Annotated in this window: 16 protein-coding genes; 7 read left to right on the top strand and 9 right to left on the bottom strand. The window is 66.0% G+C overall.

Annotation, left to right across the window (positions count from 1 at the left end; genetic code table 11):
- Nucleotides 1-36: 36 nt before the first annotated feature.
- Nucleotides 37-999, top strand: a complete 963-nt coding sequence (locus ACFFDA_RS05755; RefSeq protein WP_404476857.1) for an alpha/beta hydrolase — start codon at nt 37-39, stop codon at nt 997-999.
- A complete protein-coding gene (locus ACFFDA_RS05750) occupies nt 996-2,090 on the top strand; it encodes a pectinesterase family protein (RefSeq protein WP_404476855.1) in 1,095 nt (364 codons plus the stop codon). The genes ACFFDA_RS05755 and ACFFDA_RS05750 overlap by 4 nt, the downstream gene beginning before the upstream one ends.
- A gap of 39 nt (nt 2,091-2,129) precedes the next feature.
- Here ACFFDA_RS05750 and ACFFDA_RS05745 read toward each other — a convergent pair whose 3' ends face one another.
- The 3 genes from ACFFDA_RS05745 to ACFFDA_RS05735 are packed head-to-tail and all read right to left on the bottom strand — an operon-like array spanning nt 2,130 to nt 4,391.
- Complete coding sequence (locus ACFFDA_RS05745) at nt 2,130-2,375, bottom strand: hypothetical protein (protein ID WP_404476852.1); 246 nt, start codon at nt 2,373-2,375, stop codon at nt 2,130-2,132.
- A complete protein-coding gene (gene hutC / locus ACFFDA_RS05740) occupies nt 2,335-3,030 on the bottom strand; it encodes a histidine utilization repressor (protein ID WP_404476851.1) in 696 nt (231 codons plus the stop codon). The genes ACFFDA_RS05745 and hutC overlap by 41 nt, the downstream gene beginning before the upstream one ends.
- Nucleotides 3,031-3,032: 2 nt before the next feature.
- A complete protein-coding gene (locus ACFFDA_RS05735) occupies nt 3,033-4,391 on the bottom strand; it encodes a formimidoylglutamate deiminase (RefSeq protein ID WP_404476849.1) in 1,359 nt (452 codons plus the stop codon).
- 109 nt (nt 4,392-4,500) lie between these two features.
- On the opposite strand from ACFFDA_RS05735, the gene hutI reads away from it, so the two are divergent.
- The 4 genes from hutI to hutU are packed head-to-tail and all read left to right on the top strand — an operon-like array spanning nt 4,501 to nt 9,705.
- Nucleotides 4,501-5,697, top strand: a complete 1,197-nt coding sequence (gene hutI / locus ACFFDA_RS05730; RefSeq protein ID WP_404476847.1) for an imidazolonepropionase — start codon at nt 4,501-4,503, stop codon at nt 5,695-5,697.
- Nucleotides 5,694-7,223, top strand: coding sequence for a histidine ammonia-lyase (gene hutH / locus ACFFDA_RS05725; RefSeq protein WP_404476845.1), 1,530 nt, complete (start codon nt 5,694-5,696; stop codon nt 7,221-7,223). The genes hutI and hutH overlap by 4 nt, the downstream gene beginning before the upstream one ends.
- Nucleotides 7,220-8,032 (top strand): N-formylglutamate deformylase, encoded by an 813-nt coding sequence (gene hutG / locus ACFFDA_RS05720; protein WP_404476844.1) that lies wholly within the window; start codon nt 7,220-7,222, stop codon nt 8,030-8,032. Before hutH ends, hutG begins: the two co-directional genes overlap by 4 nt.
- A gap of 5 nt (nt 8,033-8,037) precedes the next feature.
- Entirely contained in the window at nt 8,038-9,705 is a 1,668-nt protein-coding gene (gene hutU / locus ACFFDA_RS05715; protein ID WP_404476843.1) for a urocanate hydratase, read from the top strand.
- 365 nt (nt 9,706-10,070) lie between these two features.
- On the opposite strand, the gene pcaF is transcribed toward hutU, so the two are convergent.
- From pcaF to ACFFDA_RS05690, 5 genes are all read right to left on the bottom strand, one after another.
- Nucleotides 10,071-11,276 (bottom strand): 3-oxoadipyl-CoA thiolase, encoded by a 1,206-nt coding sequence (gene pcaF / locus ACFFDA_RS05710; RefSeq protein WP_404476841.1) that lies wholly within the window; start codon nt 11,274-11,276, stop codon nt 10,071-10,073.
- Nucleotides 11,277-11,303: 27 nt separating this feature from the next.
- Nucleotides 11,304-11,621, bottom strand: coding sequence for a 2Fe-2S iron-sulfur cluster-binding protein (locus ACFFDA_RS05705; protein WP_404476840.1), 318 nt, complete (start codon nt 11,619-11,621; stop codon nt 11,304-11,306).
- Between the two features lie 9 nt (nt 11,622-11,630).
- Nucleotides 11,631-12,275 (bottom strand): 3-oxoacid CoA-transferase subunit B, encoded by a 645-nt coding sequence (locus tag ACFFDA_RS05700; protein WP_404476838.1) that lies wholly within the window; start codon nt 12,273-12,275, stop codon nt 11,631-11,633.
- Nucleotides 12,275-12,997: a CoA transferase subunit A gene (locus ACFFDA_RS05695; RefSeq protein WP_404476836.1), complete on the bottom strand. Its 723-nt coding sequence runs from the start codon at nt 12,995-12,997 to the stop codon at nt 12,275-12,277. The genes ACFFDA_RS05700 and ACFFDA_RS05695 overlap by 1 nt, the downstream gene beginning before the upstream one ends.
- Nucleotides 12,998-13,079: 82 nt before the next feature.
- The gene (locus ACFFDA_RS05690) at nt 13,080-14,330 is read right to left on the bottom strand and encodes a cytochrome P450 (protein ID WP_404476835.1); all 1,251 of its coding nucleotides are present in this window, start codon (nt 14,328-14,330) and stop codon (nt 13,080-13,082) included.
- A 300-nt stretch (nt 14,331-14,630) separates the two neighbouring features.
- Between ACFFDA_RS05690 and ACFFDA_RS05685 the strand changes: the two genes are divergently transcribed.
- Complete coding sequence (locus ACFFDA_RS05685) at nt 14,631-16,832, top strand: TonB-dependent receptor (protein WP_404476834.1); 2,202 nt, start codon at nt 14,631-14,633, stop codon at nt 16,830-16,832.
- Between the two features lie 146 nt (nt 16,833-16,978).
- Here the strand turns inward: ACFFDA_RS05685 and ACFFDA_RS05680 are convergent, their stop codons facing one another.
- A complete protein-coding gene (locus ACFFDA_RS05680; protein ID WP_404476831.1) occupies nt 16,979-18,466 on the bottom strand; it encodes an aldehyde dehydrogenase in 1,488 nt (495 codons plus the stop codon).
- Between the last annotated feature and the right edge of the window lie 36 nt (nt 18,467-18,502).

Raw genomic sequence — 18,502 nt, 5'->3', positions numbered from 1 at the left:
GTCTCGAAAGGCAGCCGGGTGACCCTAGCAAAGCGAATGGCGGGATGGTTGCTCGCCGCCTGCCTGAGCCCTGCCGGAATGGCCGGCCCGACCGCGGCGCGCGAAGTGGACGACAGCTACACGATCGGGCAGCGCTTCGCGCAGTACCAGGACAAGTATCCCGGCATCGCCTGGCCGGCGGTGACGTGGCAGGAAGGACAGTCGGTCCTGTTCGACCGTCCCTACAAGACCGCCGACGGCCGCGACCTGCATATCGACGTGTTCCGCCCGGCCAAACCCGGCAAGCAAGGCATCGTGATGGTCCACGGCGGCGCCTGGCGCGCCGGCGACAAGTCCCACTTCTACGCCCTCGCAGGTCTGCTGGCACAGCGCGGATACACCGTATTCCTGCCCGAATTCCGACTCTCGCCCGAAGCGGCTTATCCCGCGGGAATGATCGACATCGGCGACGCCCTGGCGTGGGCTCGGAACCATGCCGCCAGCTTCGGCATCGATCCACGGCGCATCGCGATAGGCGGTGCCTCGTCGGGCGGACAGATGGCAGCGCTGCTTGCCTATGCCGGGCCATCCGGCCGGTTCGGTCCGGGCGACGAGCGCACCGCCGCAGCCTTGATCGATCTCGACGGCGTGCTCGATTTCACCACCCCGCAGGCCCTGTCGTTCGAAAATGCCGCCGGAGAGGCCTCCCCCGCCGCGCGTTGGCTGGGCGGCTCCTACGGAAATGCCGCCGTCCGCTGGCGCGACGCGAGCGCTGCCGCCCACGTCGGCCCCGCCTCGCCGCCGACACTGATCGTCTCCAGCGGCATCCCCCGCTTCACCGAGGGCAAGAATGCGGTGATCGCAGCGCTGGAGCGCCATGCCATCGCGCATCGTTTTCACGCCTTCGCCAACGCGCCGCACGACTTCTGGCTGTTCGAACCGTGGTTGCCGCAGGTGGCCAACGAGATCGACGGATTTCTCTCGACCCTGCCCGCGCCGAGGGAGGGCGCTTCGCGATGAGATATCTCGCCTTTGCCGCCGCCCTGTTCCTGCCCGCTGCCGCCGAGGCGGCGCCCGACGCATATGCAGTGCGTCCTTCGTGCGAGGCCAGCACCCTGCCTTGCTACACCGCCATCCAACTCGCGCTGGATGCTGCCGCGCGCGACACCTCGCCGCAGTGGATCACGATCCACGTCGCGCCGGGCGACTATGCGGAAAAGCCCGTCGTCACCCGTGACCGTGTCCGCCTGACCGGAAGCGGCGCAGCTGGCACGCGGCTGCACTTCGGCGCGGTTGCGCAGACTGCCGGCCACTACCACCGCGCCGGGTGGGGCACGCCCGGCTCGGCCACGTTGACCATCAACGCGAAGGACGTCGTCGTCTCGGACCTGACGGTCGAGAATACCTACGACTACCTCGCCAACGACAGCCTGAGCGAGCCGGCCCGCATCCGCAATCCGCAGGCGGTCGCGCTGCTGCTCGACATCGCCAGCGACCGGGTGCGGCTCGATCGCGTGGCGCTGCTCGGCTATCAGGACACGCTGTTCGCCAACGGCGGCCGCGCGCTCGTGCAGCGCAGCCTTATCGCGGGCAATGTCGATTTCATCTTCGGCAATGGCCAGATCCTGATCGAGGATAGCGAGATCCGCTCGCGCCGCCGCGCCGAACCTTACGTTGCCGGTGCGTTTCAGTCCTTCATCGCCGCACCTTCCACCCCGCTCTCGCAGGAAAGCGGGATCGTCGTGTACCGCTCGCGCCTGACCGGCGAGAAAGGCGTGCCCGACGGCGCCGTGGCGCTCGCACGGCCATGGCACCCTACGACCCGCTTCGCCGACGGTCGCTATGCGGACCCTGCCGCCGTGGGCCAGGCTTCATTCATCGACTGTTTCATGGATCGCCACATTCATGCCGACCACTGGGCCACGATGAACGGCACAGCCCGGGATGGGACCCCGACCCTGGTCTTCCGCCCGCAGGATTCGCGCTTCTTCGAAGCCGGTTCGTTCGGCCCGGGAGCAAAGCCGCGCGAAATCGGCATGACCTGGCGACCTGCCGCAGACATCGTCCGCATCCGGGATGCTATCGCAGGATGGGCTTTTGTGACGAAATAGATCCTAGTCTTGCGGCAAAGGCCGGATGTCGGAGCTTCTTCATTCCCAGATAGAACACATGCCACCAGCAAGCGTCGGGACGATGCACGCGCCCTTGTCCCTGGCGAGTTGCATCATCGACAGGTCCATCAGATTGGCAAAGGACTTCCAGGCCGAACTGCCGTCGGCCTCGATCAGTTCGTCGGGATGCCCCGGCTGTGACCACCCCCGCTCTGGCCACTGCAGCGTTCGCGCGGCCGGGACGTCATCCGCCGGGACCGAACCGGGCCACCAAGTCATAGGCATGGCCGGGGAACACCTGCCGGACGGAGGTGATCCGCTCCGACCCACGCCACGTTCGTCGCTCGACGCAAAGGCAGGGCGATCCGATTTCAATCTCCAGCTTGCGCGCTTCCTCCTCCATTGCCGGCACCGCCGAGATGCGGGTTTCCGCTTCGGTCCAGGGGACATGCTGGAGGAGCCATGACCCCGGGGCCACGACCTGCAGATCGGCGCCGACGATGCCGGGAACCGCGCCGACGCTGACCAGGCGGAATTCGATAGCCAGCGGCGCACCGTCGGCGATATGGAGGCCGTCGATCTGCAGCAGTTGCCCCGCACCGGCCAGTAGCGCCTCTTCATCGTCGTCCGCTGCCCGCAGCATGCGCCTGAGCGGCTGATACGTGTAGTCCTGCCCCCGCTCCGCCACCTGCACCGCGATATCCGGAATATCCAGGATCATGCTGTGCATCTTGGGTTGGGCGACGAACGTACCGGCCTTCTTGCGGCGCTCAATAAGGCCAGCCGTCAGCAGATTGGACAGCGCCTTGTTCACCGTCATGCGCGAACAGCCGTATTGCCGCATCAAATCCTGCTCGATCGGCAGGCGTGCGCCCGGCGCGAGGTCACCACCCAGTATCCGGCCTTCGAAATCGCTGCGAATCCGTTCGTGCAACGCCATTCTCACGCGATCAAAGTCTCCAGCACGCGATTGTAATCCCGAACCGCATGGTCGCGGATGCGGTGTCTGCCTCGGCTCACCAGCTTGTCGCCATGGCGCCAGACGCAGTCAATGGCCGAACGCCCGGCCGCGAAGACGAAGCTGTCGGTTATCGCATCGCCAGACCGGTGGACAAGCGCGGGATGGGTGAGGTCGAGGCTGACGATATCGGCGCTGAGCCCCACCGCGATTCCGCCCGTGACGCCAAGCGCCGCCGCCCCGCCCGCCAGCGCATCACCATAAAGGTCCGCACCGGTCGAGCGCCCACCGCCACGCGCCATCACGTTGCGCGCGCGGCGAGTGAGGCGCTGTCCGTATTCGAGCAGGCGCAACTCCTCCGCGCAGTCGATCAACACGTTGGAATCGCTGCCAACGCCGTAGCGGCCGCCCGCCTCGAGGAAGGTCTCAACCGGAAACAGCCCGTCGCCCAGGTTCGCCTCGGTGATCGGGCACAGCCCAGCCACCGCGCCGCTGCGGCCCATCGCGGCGGTTTCCGCCTTGGTCATGTGGGTGGCGTGGACGAGGCACCAGCGGCCATCGACCTCGGCATTGTCGAGCAGCCATTCGACCGGCCGCCGGCCACTCCAGGCGACGCAGTCCTCGACCTCCCTGACCTGTTCGGCGATGTGAATGTGGACCGGGCGGCCTCGAGACAACCCCGCCAGATCGCGCTGCTGTTCGGGCGACACCGCACGCAGGCTGTGCGGCGCCACCCCGACCACCGCATCGGGCAAGGCGCGCGCGTGCCGCTGAGCGCCCTCCAGCAGACGTGCATAGCCATCGATGTCCAGGATGAAGCGCGCCTGCGCGGTTTGCGGCGGCCGCGCTCCGAAACCCGCATAGCTGTAGAGAACCGGTAGCAACGTCAGGCCGATCCCGCTGTCTGCCGCTGCCTCGCAGACCGCCCCGCTCATCGCCGCGATGTCGGCGAAGCGCTGCCCGTTGCGGTCGTGGTGGAGGTAATGGAACTCGCCGACGCGGGTAAACCCGGCCTCCAGCATCTCGACGTAGGCGAGCGTAGCAATGGCGCGCACGTCCTCGGGAGCCATGCGATCGACGAAGCGGTACATGATCTCGCGCCAGGTCCAGAAGCTGTCGTTCGAAGGGCCGCGACGTTCGGCAAGGCCCGCCATTCCGCGCTGGAAGGCATGGCTGTGCAGGTTGGGGATTCCCGGCAGCGCGCAGCCGTGCCGATCGTCACCGGGACCGGGCGTAGCGCCCGTCTCGACCTCCGCGATCCGTCCCTCGGCGATGGTCACGCGCACCTCGCGGGCCCAGCCGTCTGTCAGCAGGCAATGACCGAAAAACAACGATCCGGGCATGGACGGCTACCCTTCCGACATCAATTTCGTTCCTTGGCTCCATTTTTGTCTATACATTATATGCGAGCGGTGCAATCCATTTGGGCACCCCAAGGCGAGGGCTTCGGTCATGCAGTGCGACACCGTCTGGAAAGGGGCCCGACTGGCCACGATGACCGGCGAGGGGCTGGGTATCGTCGAACACGGCCTGATCGCCGCGATCGGCGGCGTCATCCTCTATGCCGGGCCCGAAGCCGATGCGCCCGCCTTCTCCGCCGATCGCATCGTCGCGTGCGAAGGCCGCTGGATCACTCCGGGCCTGATCGACTGCCACACCCACCTGATCCACGGCGGCGACCGCGCGGCCGAGTTCGAGATGCGGCTGGAAGGCGCTTCCTACGAGGATATCGCGCGGGCCGGAGGTGGCATCCTCTCCACGATGCGCGCCACCCGCGCCGCGAGCGAGGACGACCTCGTCGCCACCGCCCTCCCCCGCCTCGACGCGCTGATCGCGGAAGGGGCGACGACGGTGGAGGTCAAGTCCGGCTACGGGCTCGATGGCGAGACCGAAGTCCGCATGCTGCGCGCCGCCCGCCGGCTGGGCGACGAGCGCCCCGTGTCCATCACCGCGACCTTCCTGGGCGCCCACGCTCTGCCTCCAGAGTTCGCAGGCGATGCAGACCGCTACATCGCCATGCTGTGCGACGAGGTCCTGCCGCAAGCCGCCGCGCTCGGCCTCGCCGATGCGGTGGACGCCTTCTGCGAGGGCATCGGCTTCACCCCCGCACAGACCGAACGCATGTTCGCCGCCGCCGCGCGCCACGGAATGCCGGTCAAGCTCCACGCCGATCAGCTTTCCAACCTCCACGGAGGCGCCCTCGCCGCCCGCCACGGGGCGCTCTCGGCCGACCACCTCGAACATCTCGACGAAGCCGGCATCGCCGCAATGGCAGCCTCGGGGACAGTCGCCACGCTGCTGCCCGGCGCCTACTACTTCGTACGCGAGACGAAGTTGCCGCCGGTCGACGCCCTGCGCGCCGCCGGTGTGCCGATCGCGCTGGCGACCGATTGCAATCCCGGCACGTCGCCGCTCACTTCGCTACTGCTTGTGGCGAACATGGGCGCGACGCTGTTTCGCCTCACCGTCGCCGAGTGCCTGGCGGGCGTCACGCGCAACGCGGCGCTGGCGCTGGGACTGGCCGATCGCGGCACGCTGGAAGCCGGCAAACGCTGCGACCTTGCCATCTGGGACATCGAACGTCCCGCCGAACTGGTTTATCGCATGGGGTTCAACCCGCTCCATGCCCGCATCTGGAGTGGTCAATGAACAGCATCGTGCTCATCCCCGGCGAGGTTCCGCTGGCGGACTGGCGCAGCGTCTATCGGGGAGCGCCGGTCCGGCTGGACCCCGCCTGCGCCGCGCGCGTGGCGCAAAGCGCCGCCGCCGTCGCGCGGATCCTGGCGAAGGGCGCACCGGTCTACGGCATCAACACCGGCTTCGGCAAGCTCGCCAGCGTGCGGATCGGCGACGAGGACCTGGCGACGCTCCAGCGCAACATCGTGCTCAGCCACGCGGCGGGCACGGGCGCGGCTTCGCCGGTGCCGGTGATCCGGCTGATGATGGCGCTCAAGCTTGCCAGCCTGGCGCAGGGCGCGTCGGGCGTGCGGCCACAAACCGTTGAATGGCTTGGTGGAATGCTCGAAAATGGCCTGACCCCGGTGGTCCCATGCCAGGGTTCGGTAGGCGCGAGCGGGGACCTTGCGCCGCTGTCGCACATGGCCGCGACGATGATCGGCGTGGGCGAAGTGTTCCACGAGGGCGAGCGGCTGCCCGCGCTCGAAGCGCTGCACAAAGCCGGTCTCGAGCCCACCGTACTGGGTCCTAAGGAGGGTCTAGCCCTGCTTAACGGCACCCAGTTCTCCACCGCCAACGCGCTGGCGGGCCTGTTCGAGACCGAGCTGCTGTTCCGCTCCGCGCTGGTCACCGGCGCGCTGTCCACCGAGGCGGCGAAGGGCTCCGACACCCCGTTCGATCCCCGCATCCACGCGCTGCGCCGGCAGAAGGGGCAGATCGAAGTCGCCGACGCCTTGCGCGACCTGATGGCCGGCAGCGCCATCCGCGCCAGCCATCTGGAGAACGACGCGCGCGTTCAGGACCCTTACTGCCTGCGCTGCCAGCCCCAGGTCATGGGCGCGGTGCTCGACCTGCTGCGCCAAGCGGCGACCACGCTTGAGATCGAGGCCAACGGCGTCTCCGACAACCCGCTGATCTTCCCCGAGACCGACGAGGCGTTGTCGGGCGGCAACTTCCATGCCGAGCCGGTCGCCTTCGCCGCCGACATGATCGCGCTGGCGATCTGCGAGATCGGCTCGATCGCCGAGCGCCGCATTGCCATGCTGGTCGATCCGGCGCTCTCCGCCCTGCCCGCGTTTCTGACGCCGCGCCCCGGCCTCAACTCCGGATTCATGATCCCGCAAGTCACCGCCGCCGCGCTCGTCAGCGAGAACAAGCAGCGCGCCTATCCCGCGAGCGTCGATTCGATCCCGACTTCGGCGAACCAGGAGGACCACGTCTCGATGGCAGCCCACGGCGCGCGCCGCCTGCTGGAGATGGCCGAGAACGCGGTCGCGGTGATCGGCATTGAACTGCTCGCCTCGGTGCAGGGGATCGGCTTCCACGCTCCGCTCGCCTCCAGCGATGCGCTCGAAGCCGCGCGCGCGGCCTTGCGCGAAGTGGTGCCGGCGCTTGAGGACGACCGCCATTTCCATCCCGACATGGAAGCGGCGAACGCGCTGATCGCCTCGGGCGCGCTGGTTGCCGCCGCCGGTGGCGTGCTGCCGGGTGTGGCATGAGCGACTGGCTCACGATCACGGAAGGCGACGCGCCGCTGATCCTCGCGTTTCCGCACGTCGGCACCGGGCTGGCGGACGTCGAAGCCGGTTTCCGCTCGCCGTGGCTCGCGCGGCGTGACGCCGACTGGTGGGTGAATGACCTCTACGCCTTCGCCGCCGACCTTGGCGCGACCTTGGTGGCGACGGGCATCTCGCGCAGCGTGATCGACGTGAACCGCGATCCTTCGGGCGCCTCGCTCTATCCGGGTCAGGCGACGACCGAACTGTGCCCGACGACGACGTTCGACGGCGAACCGCTCTACGCCGATGCCTTGCCAGACGAGGCGGAAATCGCCCGCCGCCGAACCTTGTGGTTCGATCCGTACCATGCCGCGCTGCAGTGGCAGATTGACCGCCTGCGCGCCGCGCACCCGAGCGTGGTGCTCTATGATGCCCACTCGATCCGCAGCCACGTCCCGCGCCTTTTCGAGGGCGAACTGCCGCCGTTCAACATCGGCACCAACGGCGGTACCACTTGCAATCTCGCGCTGGCTGCTGCCGTCGAAGCCATCTGCATGGCCAGCGGCGAAAGCCACGTCCTCGACGGGCGGTTCCGCGGTGGCTGGACCACCCGCCACTACGGCCACCCCGAAAACGGCGTCCACGCGATCCAGATGGAACTCGCCATCCGCGGCTACATGGACGAGCCCGAGGCACCGACGGAAGCCAACTGGCTCCCAACCTTCGATCCGGCGCGTGCCGCGCACCTCACCGCGATCCTTTCCCAGATCATCGAAGCCGCCCGCGCCTTCGCCCTTCAGGAAGCCTGATCTCCATGTCCCGCACCGACAACACCCGCGTCATCAAGCCCGCCACCGGCACTGAGCTTTCGGCGAAGTCGTGGCTCACCGAAGCGCCCTTGCGCATGCTGATGAACAACCTCCACCCCGACGTTGCCGAGCGGCCCGAGGAACTGGTCGTCTACGGCGGCATCGGCCGCGCCGCGCGCGACTGGGCCAGCTTCGACAAGATCGTCGAGACGCTGCGCCGCCTCGAATCCGACGAGACGCTGCTGGTGCAGTCGGGCAAGCCGGTCGGCGTGTTCCGCACCCATGCCGATGCGCCGCGCGTGCTGATCGCCAACTCCAACCTCGTGCCACACTGGGCGAACTGGGAGCATTTCAACGAACTCGATAAGCGCGGCCTCGCCATGTACGGCCAGATGACCGCCGGTTCGTGGATCTACATCGGCACGCAAGGCATCGTTCAGGGGACCTACGAGACCTTCGTCGAGATGGGCCGCCAGCATTACGGCGGCGACCTTTCGGGCAAGTGGCTGCTGACCGCGGGCCTTGGCGGCATGGGCGGCGCGCAGCCGCTGGCGGCGGTGATGGCGGGCGCCTCGTGCCTCGCGATCGAATGCCAGGCGAGCCGTATCGAGATGCGCCTGCGCACCGGCTACCTCGACGTCGCGGCCAGCTCGATTGAGGAAGCCATGACGATCATTGACAAGGCCAACGCCGACAAGGTGGCGCTGTCGGTCGGCCTGCTCGGCAACGCGGCCGAACTGCTGCCCGAAATCTACGCGCGCGGCATCCGCCCGGACATCTTGACCGACCAGACCAGCGCGCACGATCCGGTCAACGGCTACCTGCCCGCCGGCTGGAGCGTCGCCGAGTGGATCGAGCGGCGCGAGCGCGAGCCCGAGGTGGTGGCGAAGGCCGCCAAGGCGTCGATGGCGCAGCACGTGCGCGCGATGCTCGATTTCCAGGCGGCGGGCGTTCCCACCACCGACTACGGCAACAACATCCGCCAGGTCGCGCTCGACGAGGGCGTGGAAAACGCGTTCGACTTCCCCGGCTTCGTGCCCGCCTATATCCGACCGCTGTTCTGCCGCGGCATCGGTCCGTTCCGCTGGGCCGCGCTTTCAGGCGATCCCGAAGACATCTACAAGACCGACGCCAAGGTGAAGGAACTGCTGCCCGACAATGCCCACTTGCACAACTGGCTCGACATGGCGCGCGAGAAGATCCGGTTCCAGGGCCTGCCGGCGCGCATCTGCTGGGTGGGTCTGGGCGATCGCCACCGCCTCGGCCTGGCCTTCAACGAGATGGTCGCGAACGGCGAACTGAAGGCCCCCGTCGTGATCGGTCGCGACCACCTCGACAGTGGTTCGGTCGCCTCGCCCAACCGCGAAACTGAATCGATGAAGGACGGTTCGGACGCAGTGAGCGACTGGCCGTTGCTCAACGCCCTGCTCAACACCGCCAGCGGCGCGACCTGGGTGTCGCTCCACCACGGCGGCGGCGTAGGCATGGGCTTCTCGCAACATTCCGGCATGGTGATCGTGGCGGACGGTACGTCCGAAGCGGCAAAGCGGCTGGAGCGCGTGCTGTGGAACGACCCCGCCACCGGCGTCATGCGCCACGCCGACGCGGGTTATGAAATCGCCCGCGACTGCGCAGTTGAAAAGGGCCTGGACCTGCCCGCAATCCTGGACTGAGCAGTGCCGGCGTCATGCCGAGATGGGAAGGCGATCCGCAACGAAAGCGCGCCATTCGCAGCAACAGGTCGCGCAAACGGTCGCACGGCATGTTCATGCAGGTCGCCTCTACGCGCTGATGTCGGCACGTATTTTCAACTCGTCGTGAAGCTGGCCGTTGGCCGCAATCTCGACGAAAAGCGTCTGCTGGCGACCCGGGCAACCCTTGACGAAATGACGCTGTGCCGCCGGCACCGATCATGCGGCAGCCGCGGGCGTCGCGCATCAGAAGAGCCGCAATCGCCGGGACGCCCGCCTGCCTGCAAGCGTAAACATCGTCGCCGCTTCTGGCGTGCCCCGCGCCCATGACGGCGACGACCGTCTCATCAGACTCGCTCCAGCAGCACCGCAAGGCCCTGTCCGACGCCGATGCACATGAAGGCCATCGCGTACCGCCCGCCGGTGCGATGGAGTTCCTCGACGGCCGAGAGCGCGATGCGCGCGCCCGACATGCCGAGCGGGTGGCCGAGCGCTATGGCGCCGCCGTTCGGATTAACGCGCGAATCCTGGAACGGGTCGACACCGAGGTCGCGCAGCGTCGCGATGGCCTGGCTCGCGAAGGCCTCGTTCAGTTCGATGACGTCCATCTGTTCCATCGAAAGATCGGTACGGGCCAGTACCTTGCGGGCCGCCTCGATAGGGCCTACGCCCATGACGCGCGGGGCGATCCCCGCCGCCGCCATACCGAGAATCCGCGCGCGCGGCGTGAGACCATGCCTTGCCGCCGCCGTTTCCGAAGCAACCAGCATGGCCGCCGCGCCGTCGTTGAGGCCCGAAGCATTGCCAGCCGTCACGGTGCCGTCCGTCCTCGACACCGGCTTGAGGTTCGCGAGCGCTTCGAGGCTGGTGGCGCGCAAGTGTTCGTCATGCTCGAACACGAAAGGGTCGCCCTTGCGCTGCGGGATCGGCACCGGAACGATCTCCGCCGCGAACCGCCCGGTGGCTTGTGCCCGCGCGGCCTTCTCCTGACTGGCCAGCGCAAAGCGGTCCTGGTCCTCGCGGCTGACCTGCCACTGGGCGGCGACGTTCTCGCCGGTCTGCGGCATCGTATCGACACCGTAGGCGGCCTTCATCGCCGGGTTCACGAAGCGCCAGCCCAGCGTCGTGTCCTCGAGCTTTTGGCCGCGTCCGAAAGCGCTTTCGGCCTTGCCCATGACGTAAGGCGCGCGGGTCATCGATTCGACGCCACCGGCGACCACCAAGTCCGCATCGCCGCTGCGGATCGCCTGCGCAGCGATGCCGACCGCATTGAGGCCCGACGAGCACAGGCGGTTGACGGTCACGCCCGGCACGGCCTCGGGCAGCCCTGCCAGCAGCACAGCCATGCGGGCGACGTTGCGATTGTCCTCCCCCGCCTGGTTTGCGCAGCCGAGGATCACGTCGTCGACCGCCGCCCAGTCGACGCCCGGATTGCGCGCGACCAGTGCGCGCAAGGGCAGTGCGGCGAGGTCGTCGGCGCGGATGGTCGCGAGGCTGCCGTTCAGTTTGCCGATGGGAGTGCGCACGGCGTCGCAGATGTAGGCATCAGGCATAAGTTCTCCGACAAAGCTGCCGATCGGTCAATCTTCAGGCGCGATGACGATCCGCAGCCCGTCACGGGCCGACGTCATCCTCACCTGGCAGGACAGCCGCGAATGCGCGGTTCGGTGCTCCGAGGAATCGAGAAGATCGTTCTCGTCGCCTTCGGGAGCGCCTACTGCATCGAACCAGTCGTCGTCGATGAACACATGGCATGTTGCACAAGAACAGCAGCCTCCGCACAGCGCGAGAAGTTCGTCCATGCCGGCATCGCGGACGGCCTCCATGACGGAAGCGCCGTCAGACGCATCGATCTGGGATTCCCGACCGGCACGGTCGACGACGATCAGTTTTGGCACGTTGCTTCCTTATGGGGATTTGTGGCGCAGTGGCGCGCCGGTCTTTTCCAGCACCTCGGCCTCGGTGACGCCCGGTGCCAGTTCGACCAGCGTCAACCCGCCGGCCTTGCGATCGACCGCGATCACCGCGAGGTCGGTGACGATGAGGTCGACGCAGGCCTTGCCGGTAAGCGGCAGTGTGCACGCCGGAAGGATCTTCGGCTCGCTGTGCTTGGAGACGTGGTCCATCACGACGATCACCTTCTTCACACCCGCGACGAGGTCCATCGCCCCGCCCATGCCCTTCACCATCTTGCCCGGGATCGTCCAGTTGGCGAGGTCCCCGTTCGCCGAGACTTCCATCGCGCCCAGCACGGCCATGTCGATGTGGCCACCCCGGATCATGGCGAAGCTGTCGGCGCTCGAGAAGAAGCTGGAGGTCGGCAACGCGGTGATGGTCTGCTTCCCCGCGTTGATGAGATCGGGGTCGACGTCCTCGTCATAGGGGAACGGGCCGATGCCGAGCATGCCGTTCTCCGACTGGAGCGTCACCTTGATGCCTTCGGGCACGTGGTTGGCGACCAATGTCGGAATGCCGATGCCGAGGTTTACGTAGTAGCCATCGCGCAGTTCCCGCGCGGCGCGGGCGGCCATCTGGTCGCGCGTCCAGGGCATTATGCCGTCTCCTGCTTTTCGGTTTCTCTGGGACGCACGGTGCGCTTCTCTATGCGTCTCTCGCTGATGGTGGAGAGCACCACGCGATCGACGTAGATGCCGGGCGTGTGGATACAGTCGGGATCGAAAGTGCCGGCGGTCACGATCTCCTCGACCTCGACTACGGTAACCTTGCCCGCCGTCGCCATGTTCGGGTTGAAGTTGCGCGCGGTCTTGCGAAACATCAGGTTCCCCTCCTCGTCCGCACGCCAGGCCTTGATGATCGAGAGGTCCGCGCGCAGCCAGGTTTCGCGCACGTATTCCTCGCCCTCGAAGACATCGACCGGCTTGCCTTCGGCAACCACGGTGCCCACCCCCGTCCTGGTATAGAATGCCGGGATGCCCGCGCCCCCGGCGCGGATGCGCTCGGCCAGCGTGCCTTGCGGGTTGAGTTCCAGTTCCAGTTCACCAGACAGGTACTGGCTCTCGAACAGTTTGTTCTCGCCAACGTAGGACGAGATCATCTTCCTCACCTGCCGGCTTTCCAGCAACATCCACAGCCCGAAGCCATCGGCACCCGCGTTGTTGGAGATAACCGTGAGATCCTTCACGCCCGAGACGCGGATTTCCGGGATCAGGCTTTCGGGATTGCCTGCAAGGCCGAAGCCGCCGGACATGATCGTCATGCCGTCGAACAGCAGGCCATCGAGGGCGGCCGACGGACTTTCGTAGATTTTCGACATGCTCTGCACCGCTCGTTCAAATCGTTCAGTCGAAGCGCAAGGAGCGCCTCGGCACTTGCGCGCATTCTTCGTCAGGGCCGGTCTAGTTCCATTCGAACCAGATGTTGGAAAGGGCCGCCACACCGCCACTGCGAATCTGCGGCTCGGTTCCCGGCTTGCGGCGGAAGCTGGGTATCCGGCGCGTCCACTCCTCTACGAGTATCCGCATTTCGGTGCGGGCCAGGAAGTTGCCGACGCAGGTGTGTGGCCCGGTCGAGAAAGCGATATGCTTGCGGGCCTCGCGATCGACGTCGAACGCTTCCGGCGAGGGATTGACGCGCTCGTCCATGCCCGCCGCAGGCAGCGAGCATACCACCATGTCCTCCACCTTGAACGTGACACCGAACATCTCGACATCCTTTTTCACGATGCGAGGTTGCTGGACGATGGAGTACCGGCGCAGCGACTCCTCGACGAAGTTGTTGATGTCGCCCGGGTTTGCCGCCAGCCGCGCCTGAAGGTCCGGACGCTGGGCCAGGTTGTTGAACGAAAAGCCGATGGTGTTCGCGACGGTGTCGAGGCCTGCGAGGAACAGCAGGAAGCCCATAGAGTTCAGTTCCGCGTCGGTCAGCTTGCGTCCGCGCACTTCCTCCTGCAGCAGTTTGCTGAACAGGTCGTCGCCCGGCTCCTTGCGGCGGAGTTCGAAATATTCCGCGACGATCCCGATGATCTGGTCCTGGACCTTTACGCGGTCGGCCGGCGCAATGTCGGGGCGGAAGAACTCATGGACGATGGTGCGGAATTCCTCGAAGCGATCGAGCGGCCAGCCCACCAGTTGCATGAAGACCGACACCGGGAAGGCCGCGCCCACTTCCTCGCCGAATTCGCACTCACCGCGATCGATGACCGCATCTATCAACCGGTTCGCCCACTCCCGTATACCGGGCTCCATCGCGCGGATCTGCGCCGGGCCGAGATGACGCATCAGCACCATGCGGAAAGGGAGGTGCTGCGGCGGGTCCAGGTTCAACGGGATCATCACGTTGTCGCTGTAGATGCGGGGAATTTCGAGGACACGGTTTGAGAAGTGTTCCGTATCGGACAGCACCTTCGACATCATGTCGAGCCGTGTCACCATCCAGAACCCGCCATTGCGGGGCGAATAGAACACGTCGGGAGCCTCCTGATGCAGTTCGTGCAAGCCGAGTTGCAGGTCGTCCAGCCGGAAGATTCGCTGATCGCCGGTGTAATCGTAATCGACCACGCGGTCCTTGCCGACGTGAGCCGGGATCGCTGCCATCAGTTCGGATTCGACCATCTGTAACCTCTCTCCATGACGCGTCTTTCGTCCCATGTACGATCGCCGCCGCTGCCGGGAGTTCGGCCCGGCGCGATCCTCGTACCTGGAACAGTCCAAACGGGTACGTCAATTCGTCCGTTAATCGCACATATGTAGCAATTAAGCACAGCTAGAGGGCAGGTCAATCGCTTTTCAGGGCCGCCGTACCTTCCGGCCGGCCTTGTGCGGCGGCAAATCCGACACATGGGCAAAGCACGCTGTCAAGCCGATTGACACGCTCGAGCCGGCCCCGTAATGTTGCTTTACCGAACATACGGTCGTTTATCGTACATAAATCTGGAGGGGAGCGTTACAGTGTTCCAACAACTCGACACCCGGGGCCCATCCCCGCGTCATTTGCGATTCGGTCTGATCGCCACTACCGCGCTCGTCGGCGCGCTCGCCGCGTTGCCGCAACAGGCATCGGCCCAGGGCACTGTCGCCGCGCAGGACTCTGCGACAGACGATACGGGCCCAAGCGTCGCCAACGAGATCGTAGTCACCGCGCAAAAGCGCGCAGAAGCACTGCAGGACGTTCCGATTTCGATCGCGGCGGTCTCGCAGGCCCAACTCGCCCAGGCCGGCATCGAGCAGGTCCTCGACCTGCCGCAAGCCGTTCCCTCGCTGCGGGTAACGTATGCCGGCACGTTCGTGCTGCCGACCATCCGCGGTGTGGGCTCGGTGGTCGCCCTGCCGGGCCTGACGCAGAACATCGCGACTTATGTCGACGGCTATTACGTGCCCACCCCCAGCTCGAGCAACTTCGACCTCGTGAGCGTGGCGAGCGTCAACGTCCTCAAGGGTCCGCAGGGCACGCTGTTCGGCGCCAACGCGACCGGCGGCGCCATCCAGATCAACACGCGCGAACCTTCGTTCGAACCCTCCGCGCTGATCCGTGTCGGATATGGCTCGTACGATACCGTTTCGAGCGCCTTCTACGGAACGACCGGGATCGGAGACAAGATCGCCATCGATCTGGCCGCGAACTACGAATACAGCAACGGCTACGTGACCAACATCGTGGACGACAACGACAGCGTCGCCAAGTACCACAAGTACTCGGTGCGTTCGAAGGTGCTGGTCAAGCCGGTCGACGGGATCAAATTCACCTTCGCCTACCAGCACGCCTATTCGAACGATCCCATCTCGCAGATGGTGGTGCCGCGCAACGGCATTTCGACCGGTGCGCTCAATCCAGACGCCATCCTGAGCTACGACAGCCCCAAGCGTGTCGCGCTGGACATCCCCGGCTATGCCCGGTTCAAGCAGGATTCGTTCAGCCTGACGAGCGAGTTCGACCTCGGCTTCGCCACGCTCACCTCCTACACGCAGTACCGCAAGGACGGCGTGGACCAGGGCCTGGACTACGACGCCTCGTCCTCGCCGGACAACTTCTCGTTCTGGTCGGTGCGCGACAAGACCTTCACGCAGGAACTGAACCTCGCGTCGAACAGTTCGGGACCGCTGAACTGGGTGGTCGGTGCCTTCTACCTCAACTACAAGGACGCCTACGACTACAACACGTTCGTCTATCCGCTGAACACTGGCATCGACGTGTTCCAGTCGCGCAACAAGACCGAATCCTGGGCCGGCTTCGCGGAAGTCACCTATGAACCTGTGGACGACCTCTTCCTGACCGGCGGCATCCGCTACACCGAGGACAAGCCCCAGGTCGCCTTCAACCTGCAGGCATTCGGGCTCACCGGGGCGGGCGACGCTAAGTTCAACAATACGTCGTTCCGCGCCGTGGCACGTTACCAGCTGACGCCGCGCTCGAACGTCTATGCATCGTTCTCGCAGGGGTATCGTTCGGGCGGCCTGCCTGGTTCGGCCTTCTCCACGGTTCCGGTCCAGCCCGAAACCATCGATGCATGGGAAGTGGGCTTCAAGACGGCGGAAGGCCCGCTGCGTCTCAACCTGGCCGCGTTCTACTACGATTACAAGGACATCCAGGTCACCAGCTATGGAGCCGGGGGCCAGTCGATGACCGTGAACGCCGCGAGCGCGGAGATCTATGGCCTGGATGGCGACGTCACCTACGAGATTACCCCCGATTTCTCGCTGACACTTGCCGGGACCTACACCCACGCCAAGTACAAGGACTTCCCGAACGCACTGGGCCGCTACATCGATCCCAGCGATCCCGCCACATTTCTCCAGCCGTTCAACGTGGATGCCTCGGGTTTCCGGGTCGAGCGTACGCCACGCTTTGCCGGCAGCTTCTCGGCCAACTACGGCTTCGACCTCGCGGGTGGCCGACTGGTATTGAACGGCAACGTGTTCCGCTCGGGCAGCTACTACTTCGATCCCGCCCACCAGCTCAAGCAGCCGGCCTACACGCTGGTCAATCTCAAGGCGACCTGGACGGATCCTTCGGACCACGTGGACTTCTCGATCTTCGGGAAGAACGTGTTCAACGAGAAATACTTCGTCGCCAACTTCATCGATCCCTCGTCTGCGCGGGCCCGCTTCGGCGAACCGACGACATTCGGCGGATCGATCACCTACCGCTACTGACGCGAAGCATGGCGGGGCGACGTGAGGGCGCCTCCCCGCCATGCGGATGGTCAGACGAAAGGGCCGGACGGTATCGTCCGGCCCTTTCTTTTGCGTCCACCGCTCAGGGACGATGCGCCGGAGATTCTTGGGCTCCGGCGTCGTGCTCAGTCCTTTGCGGGAAGATGACTCGGTCGGTCGCCCAAGAGGATCGTCTTGCTTTCGAGGTAGGGATAGAGCCCTTCGAGCCCGCCTTCGCGCCCTACGCCGGACTGCTTGAAGCCACCGAAGCCGATGGTGAAATCGACCAAGTGCCCATTGTGACCGACTGTCCCGGAGCGCACCTGGCGCGCCACGGCATACGCGCGGTCTACGTCTTTCGTGAAGACCGCACCGTTGAGCCCGAACGGGGAATCGTTGGCGATGCGCACCGCATCCGCTTCGTCGCGGGCGGGAATGACGCAGACGACCGGGCCGAAGATCTCTTCCTGCGCGATCGCCGAACCATTGTCGACGCCGGCAAAGACGGTCGGCTCGATGAAGAAGCCCCGGTTGAGGTGGGCCGGACGACCGCCGCCCGCGGCCACGCGAAAGCCTGCCGCCTTTCCTTTCGCGATGTAGCCTTCGACGCGGTCGCGTTGGATGCGCGTCGCCACCGGGCCCATCTGCGTGGCCGTGTCGAACGGATCACCTACCACTACGTTAGAGAAAGCAGCGCCCAGCGCGTCGGCCATGGCCTCCGCCCGGTGTCCCGGCACGACCACGCGCGTGAGCGAGGCGCAAACCTGCCCGCTCATGTCGCAGGCGCGCTCGGCGATGTCCCTAGCCGCCGTCTCTATGTCGTAGTCGTCGAGCACTATCGCCGCGGACTTGCCGCCCAGTTCCAGGGTGTAGCGGGCCATGCGCCCCCCCAGGATCTCGGCGATACGGCGGCCGGTGGCGCTCGATCCGGTGAAGCCGATCTTGTCCACGCCCGGATTGCGCACCAGCGCCTCGGATGCCGCGCGATCGGCGATCACGACGTTTATCACGCCCTTGGGCAGCCCGACCTTGTGCGCGACCTCGGCCATGAGCAACGCATGGCCGGGCGCCTCGGGCGATCCCTTTATGACGACCGTGCACCCGGCGATGAGCGCCGGCGCCACCTTGAACGCGGTAATCATGATCGGCCCGTTCCAGGGAATGATCGCCCCCACCACGCCGACCGGTTCGTGCACCAGCAGCCCGACCTTGGCGCCGGAGAAGGTCCTGTGTTCCTCCTCGAACGGGAAGCTGTCGGCCAGTCCGGCGTAGTAGCGGTAGAAATGCGCGGCCCCCGGCGCATAGGCGCTCGCCAGCGAATGGGTGATGCCCATCTCATTGGGCCAGATGGCGGCGATGTCGCCAGTGCGGCGCGCCAGTTCGTCGGCCATCGCGTTCATGTATCCGGCACGCTCGGCATGGCTCATGCGCGGCCAGGGTCCGTTGTCGAAGGCTTCCCTTGCGGCGGCGACGGCGCGGTCCACGTCGCTGACGTTGGCATTGGCCACCTGCATGTAGAGGTCTTCGGTGGCAGGCGCGATGACGTCGATCAGATCGGCGCCGTCCGAATCGACCCACTCGCCCGCGATGAAGAGCTTTCCGGGATGTTCGAGCGGGGGTGTCGATAGCGTCATTCAGCCAATCCTCTGATACAAAAAGGTCGATTATCG

The organism is Novosphingobium sp. BL-52-GroH (genome assembly GCF_044813085.1).
Taxonomy (GTDB): Bacteria; Pseudomonadota; Alphaproteobacteria; order Sphingomonadales; family Sphingomonadaceae; genus Novosphingobium.
The sequence above is the reverse complement of the archived record's forward strand: the minus strand, read 5'-3'. Positions and strand labels throughout refer to the sequence as shown.

Bases quoted from the DNA above. Each gene is read 5' to 3' on its own strand.
- ACFFDA_RS05755 (WP_404476857.1), top strand. From the start codon at position 37: ATGGCGGGATGGTTGCTCGCCGCCTGCCTGAGCCCTGCCGGAATGGCC.
- ACFFDA_RS05750 (WP_404476855.1), top strand. From the start codon at position 996: ATGAGATATCTCGCCTTTGCCGCCGCCCTGTTCCTGCCCGCTGCCGCC.
- ACFFDA_RS05745 (WP_404476852.1), bottom strand. From the start codon at position 2,375: ATGCCTATGACTTGGTGGCCCGGTTCGGTCCCGGCGGATGACGTCCCG.
- hutC (WP_404476851.1), bottom strand. From the start codon at position 3,030: ATGGCGTTGCACGAACGGATTCGCAGCGATTTCGAAGGCCGGATACTG.
- ACFFDA_RS05735 (WP_404476849.1), bottom strand. From the start codon at position 4,391: ATGCCCGGATCGTTGTTTTTCGGTCATTGCCTGCTGACAGACGGCTGG.
- hutI (WP_404476847.1), top strand. From the start codon at position 4,501: ATGCAGTGCGACACCGTCTGGAAAGGGGCCCGACTGGCCACGATGACC.
- hutH (WP_404476845.1), top strand. From the start codon at position 5,694: ATGAACAGCATCGTGCTCATCCCCGGCGAGGTTCCGCTGGCGGACTGG.
- hutG (WP_404476844.1), top strand. From the start codon at position 7,220: ATGAGCGACTGGCTCACGATCACGGAAGGCGACGCGCCGCTGATCCTC.
- hutU (WP_404476843.1), top strand. From the start codon at position 8,038: ATGTCCCGCACCGACAACACCCGCGTCATCAAGCCCGCCACCGGCACT.
- pcaF (WP_404476841.1), bottom strand. From the start codon at position 11,276: ATGCCTGATGCCTACATCTGCGACGCCGTGCGCACTCCCATCGGCAAA.
- ACFFDA_RS05700 (WP_404476838.1), bottom strand. From the start codon at position 12,275: ATGCCCTGGACGCGCGACCAGATGGCCGCCCGCGCCGCGCGGGAACTG.
- ACFFDA_RS05695 (WP_404476836.1), bottom strand. From the start codon at position 12,997: ATGTCGAAAATCTACGAAAGTCCGTCGGCCGCCCTCGATGGCCTGCTG.
- ACFFDA_RS05690 (WP_404476835.1), bottom strand. From the start codon at position 14,330: ATGGGACGAAAGACGCGTCATGGAGAGAGGTTACAGATGGTCGAATCC.
- ACFFDA_RS05680 (WP_404476831.1), bottom strand. From the start codon at position 18,466: ATGACGCTATCGACACCCCCGCTCGAACATCCCGGAAAGCTCTTCATC.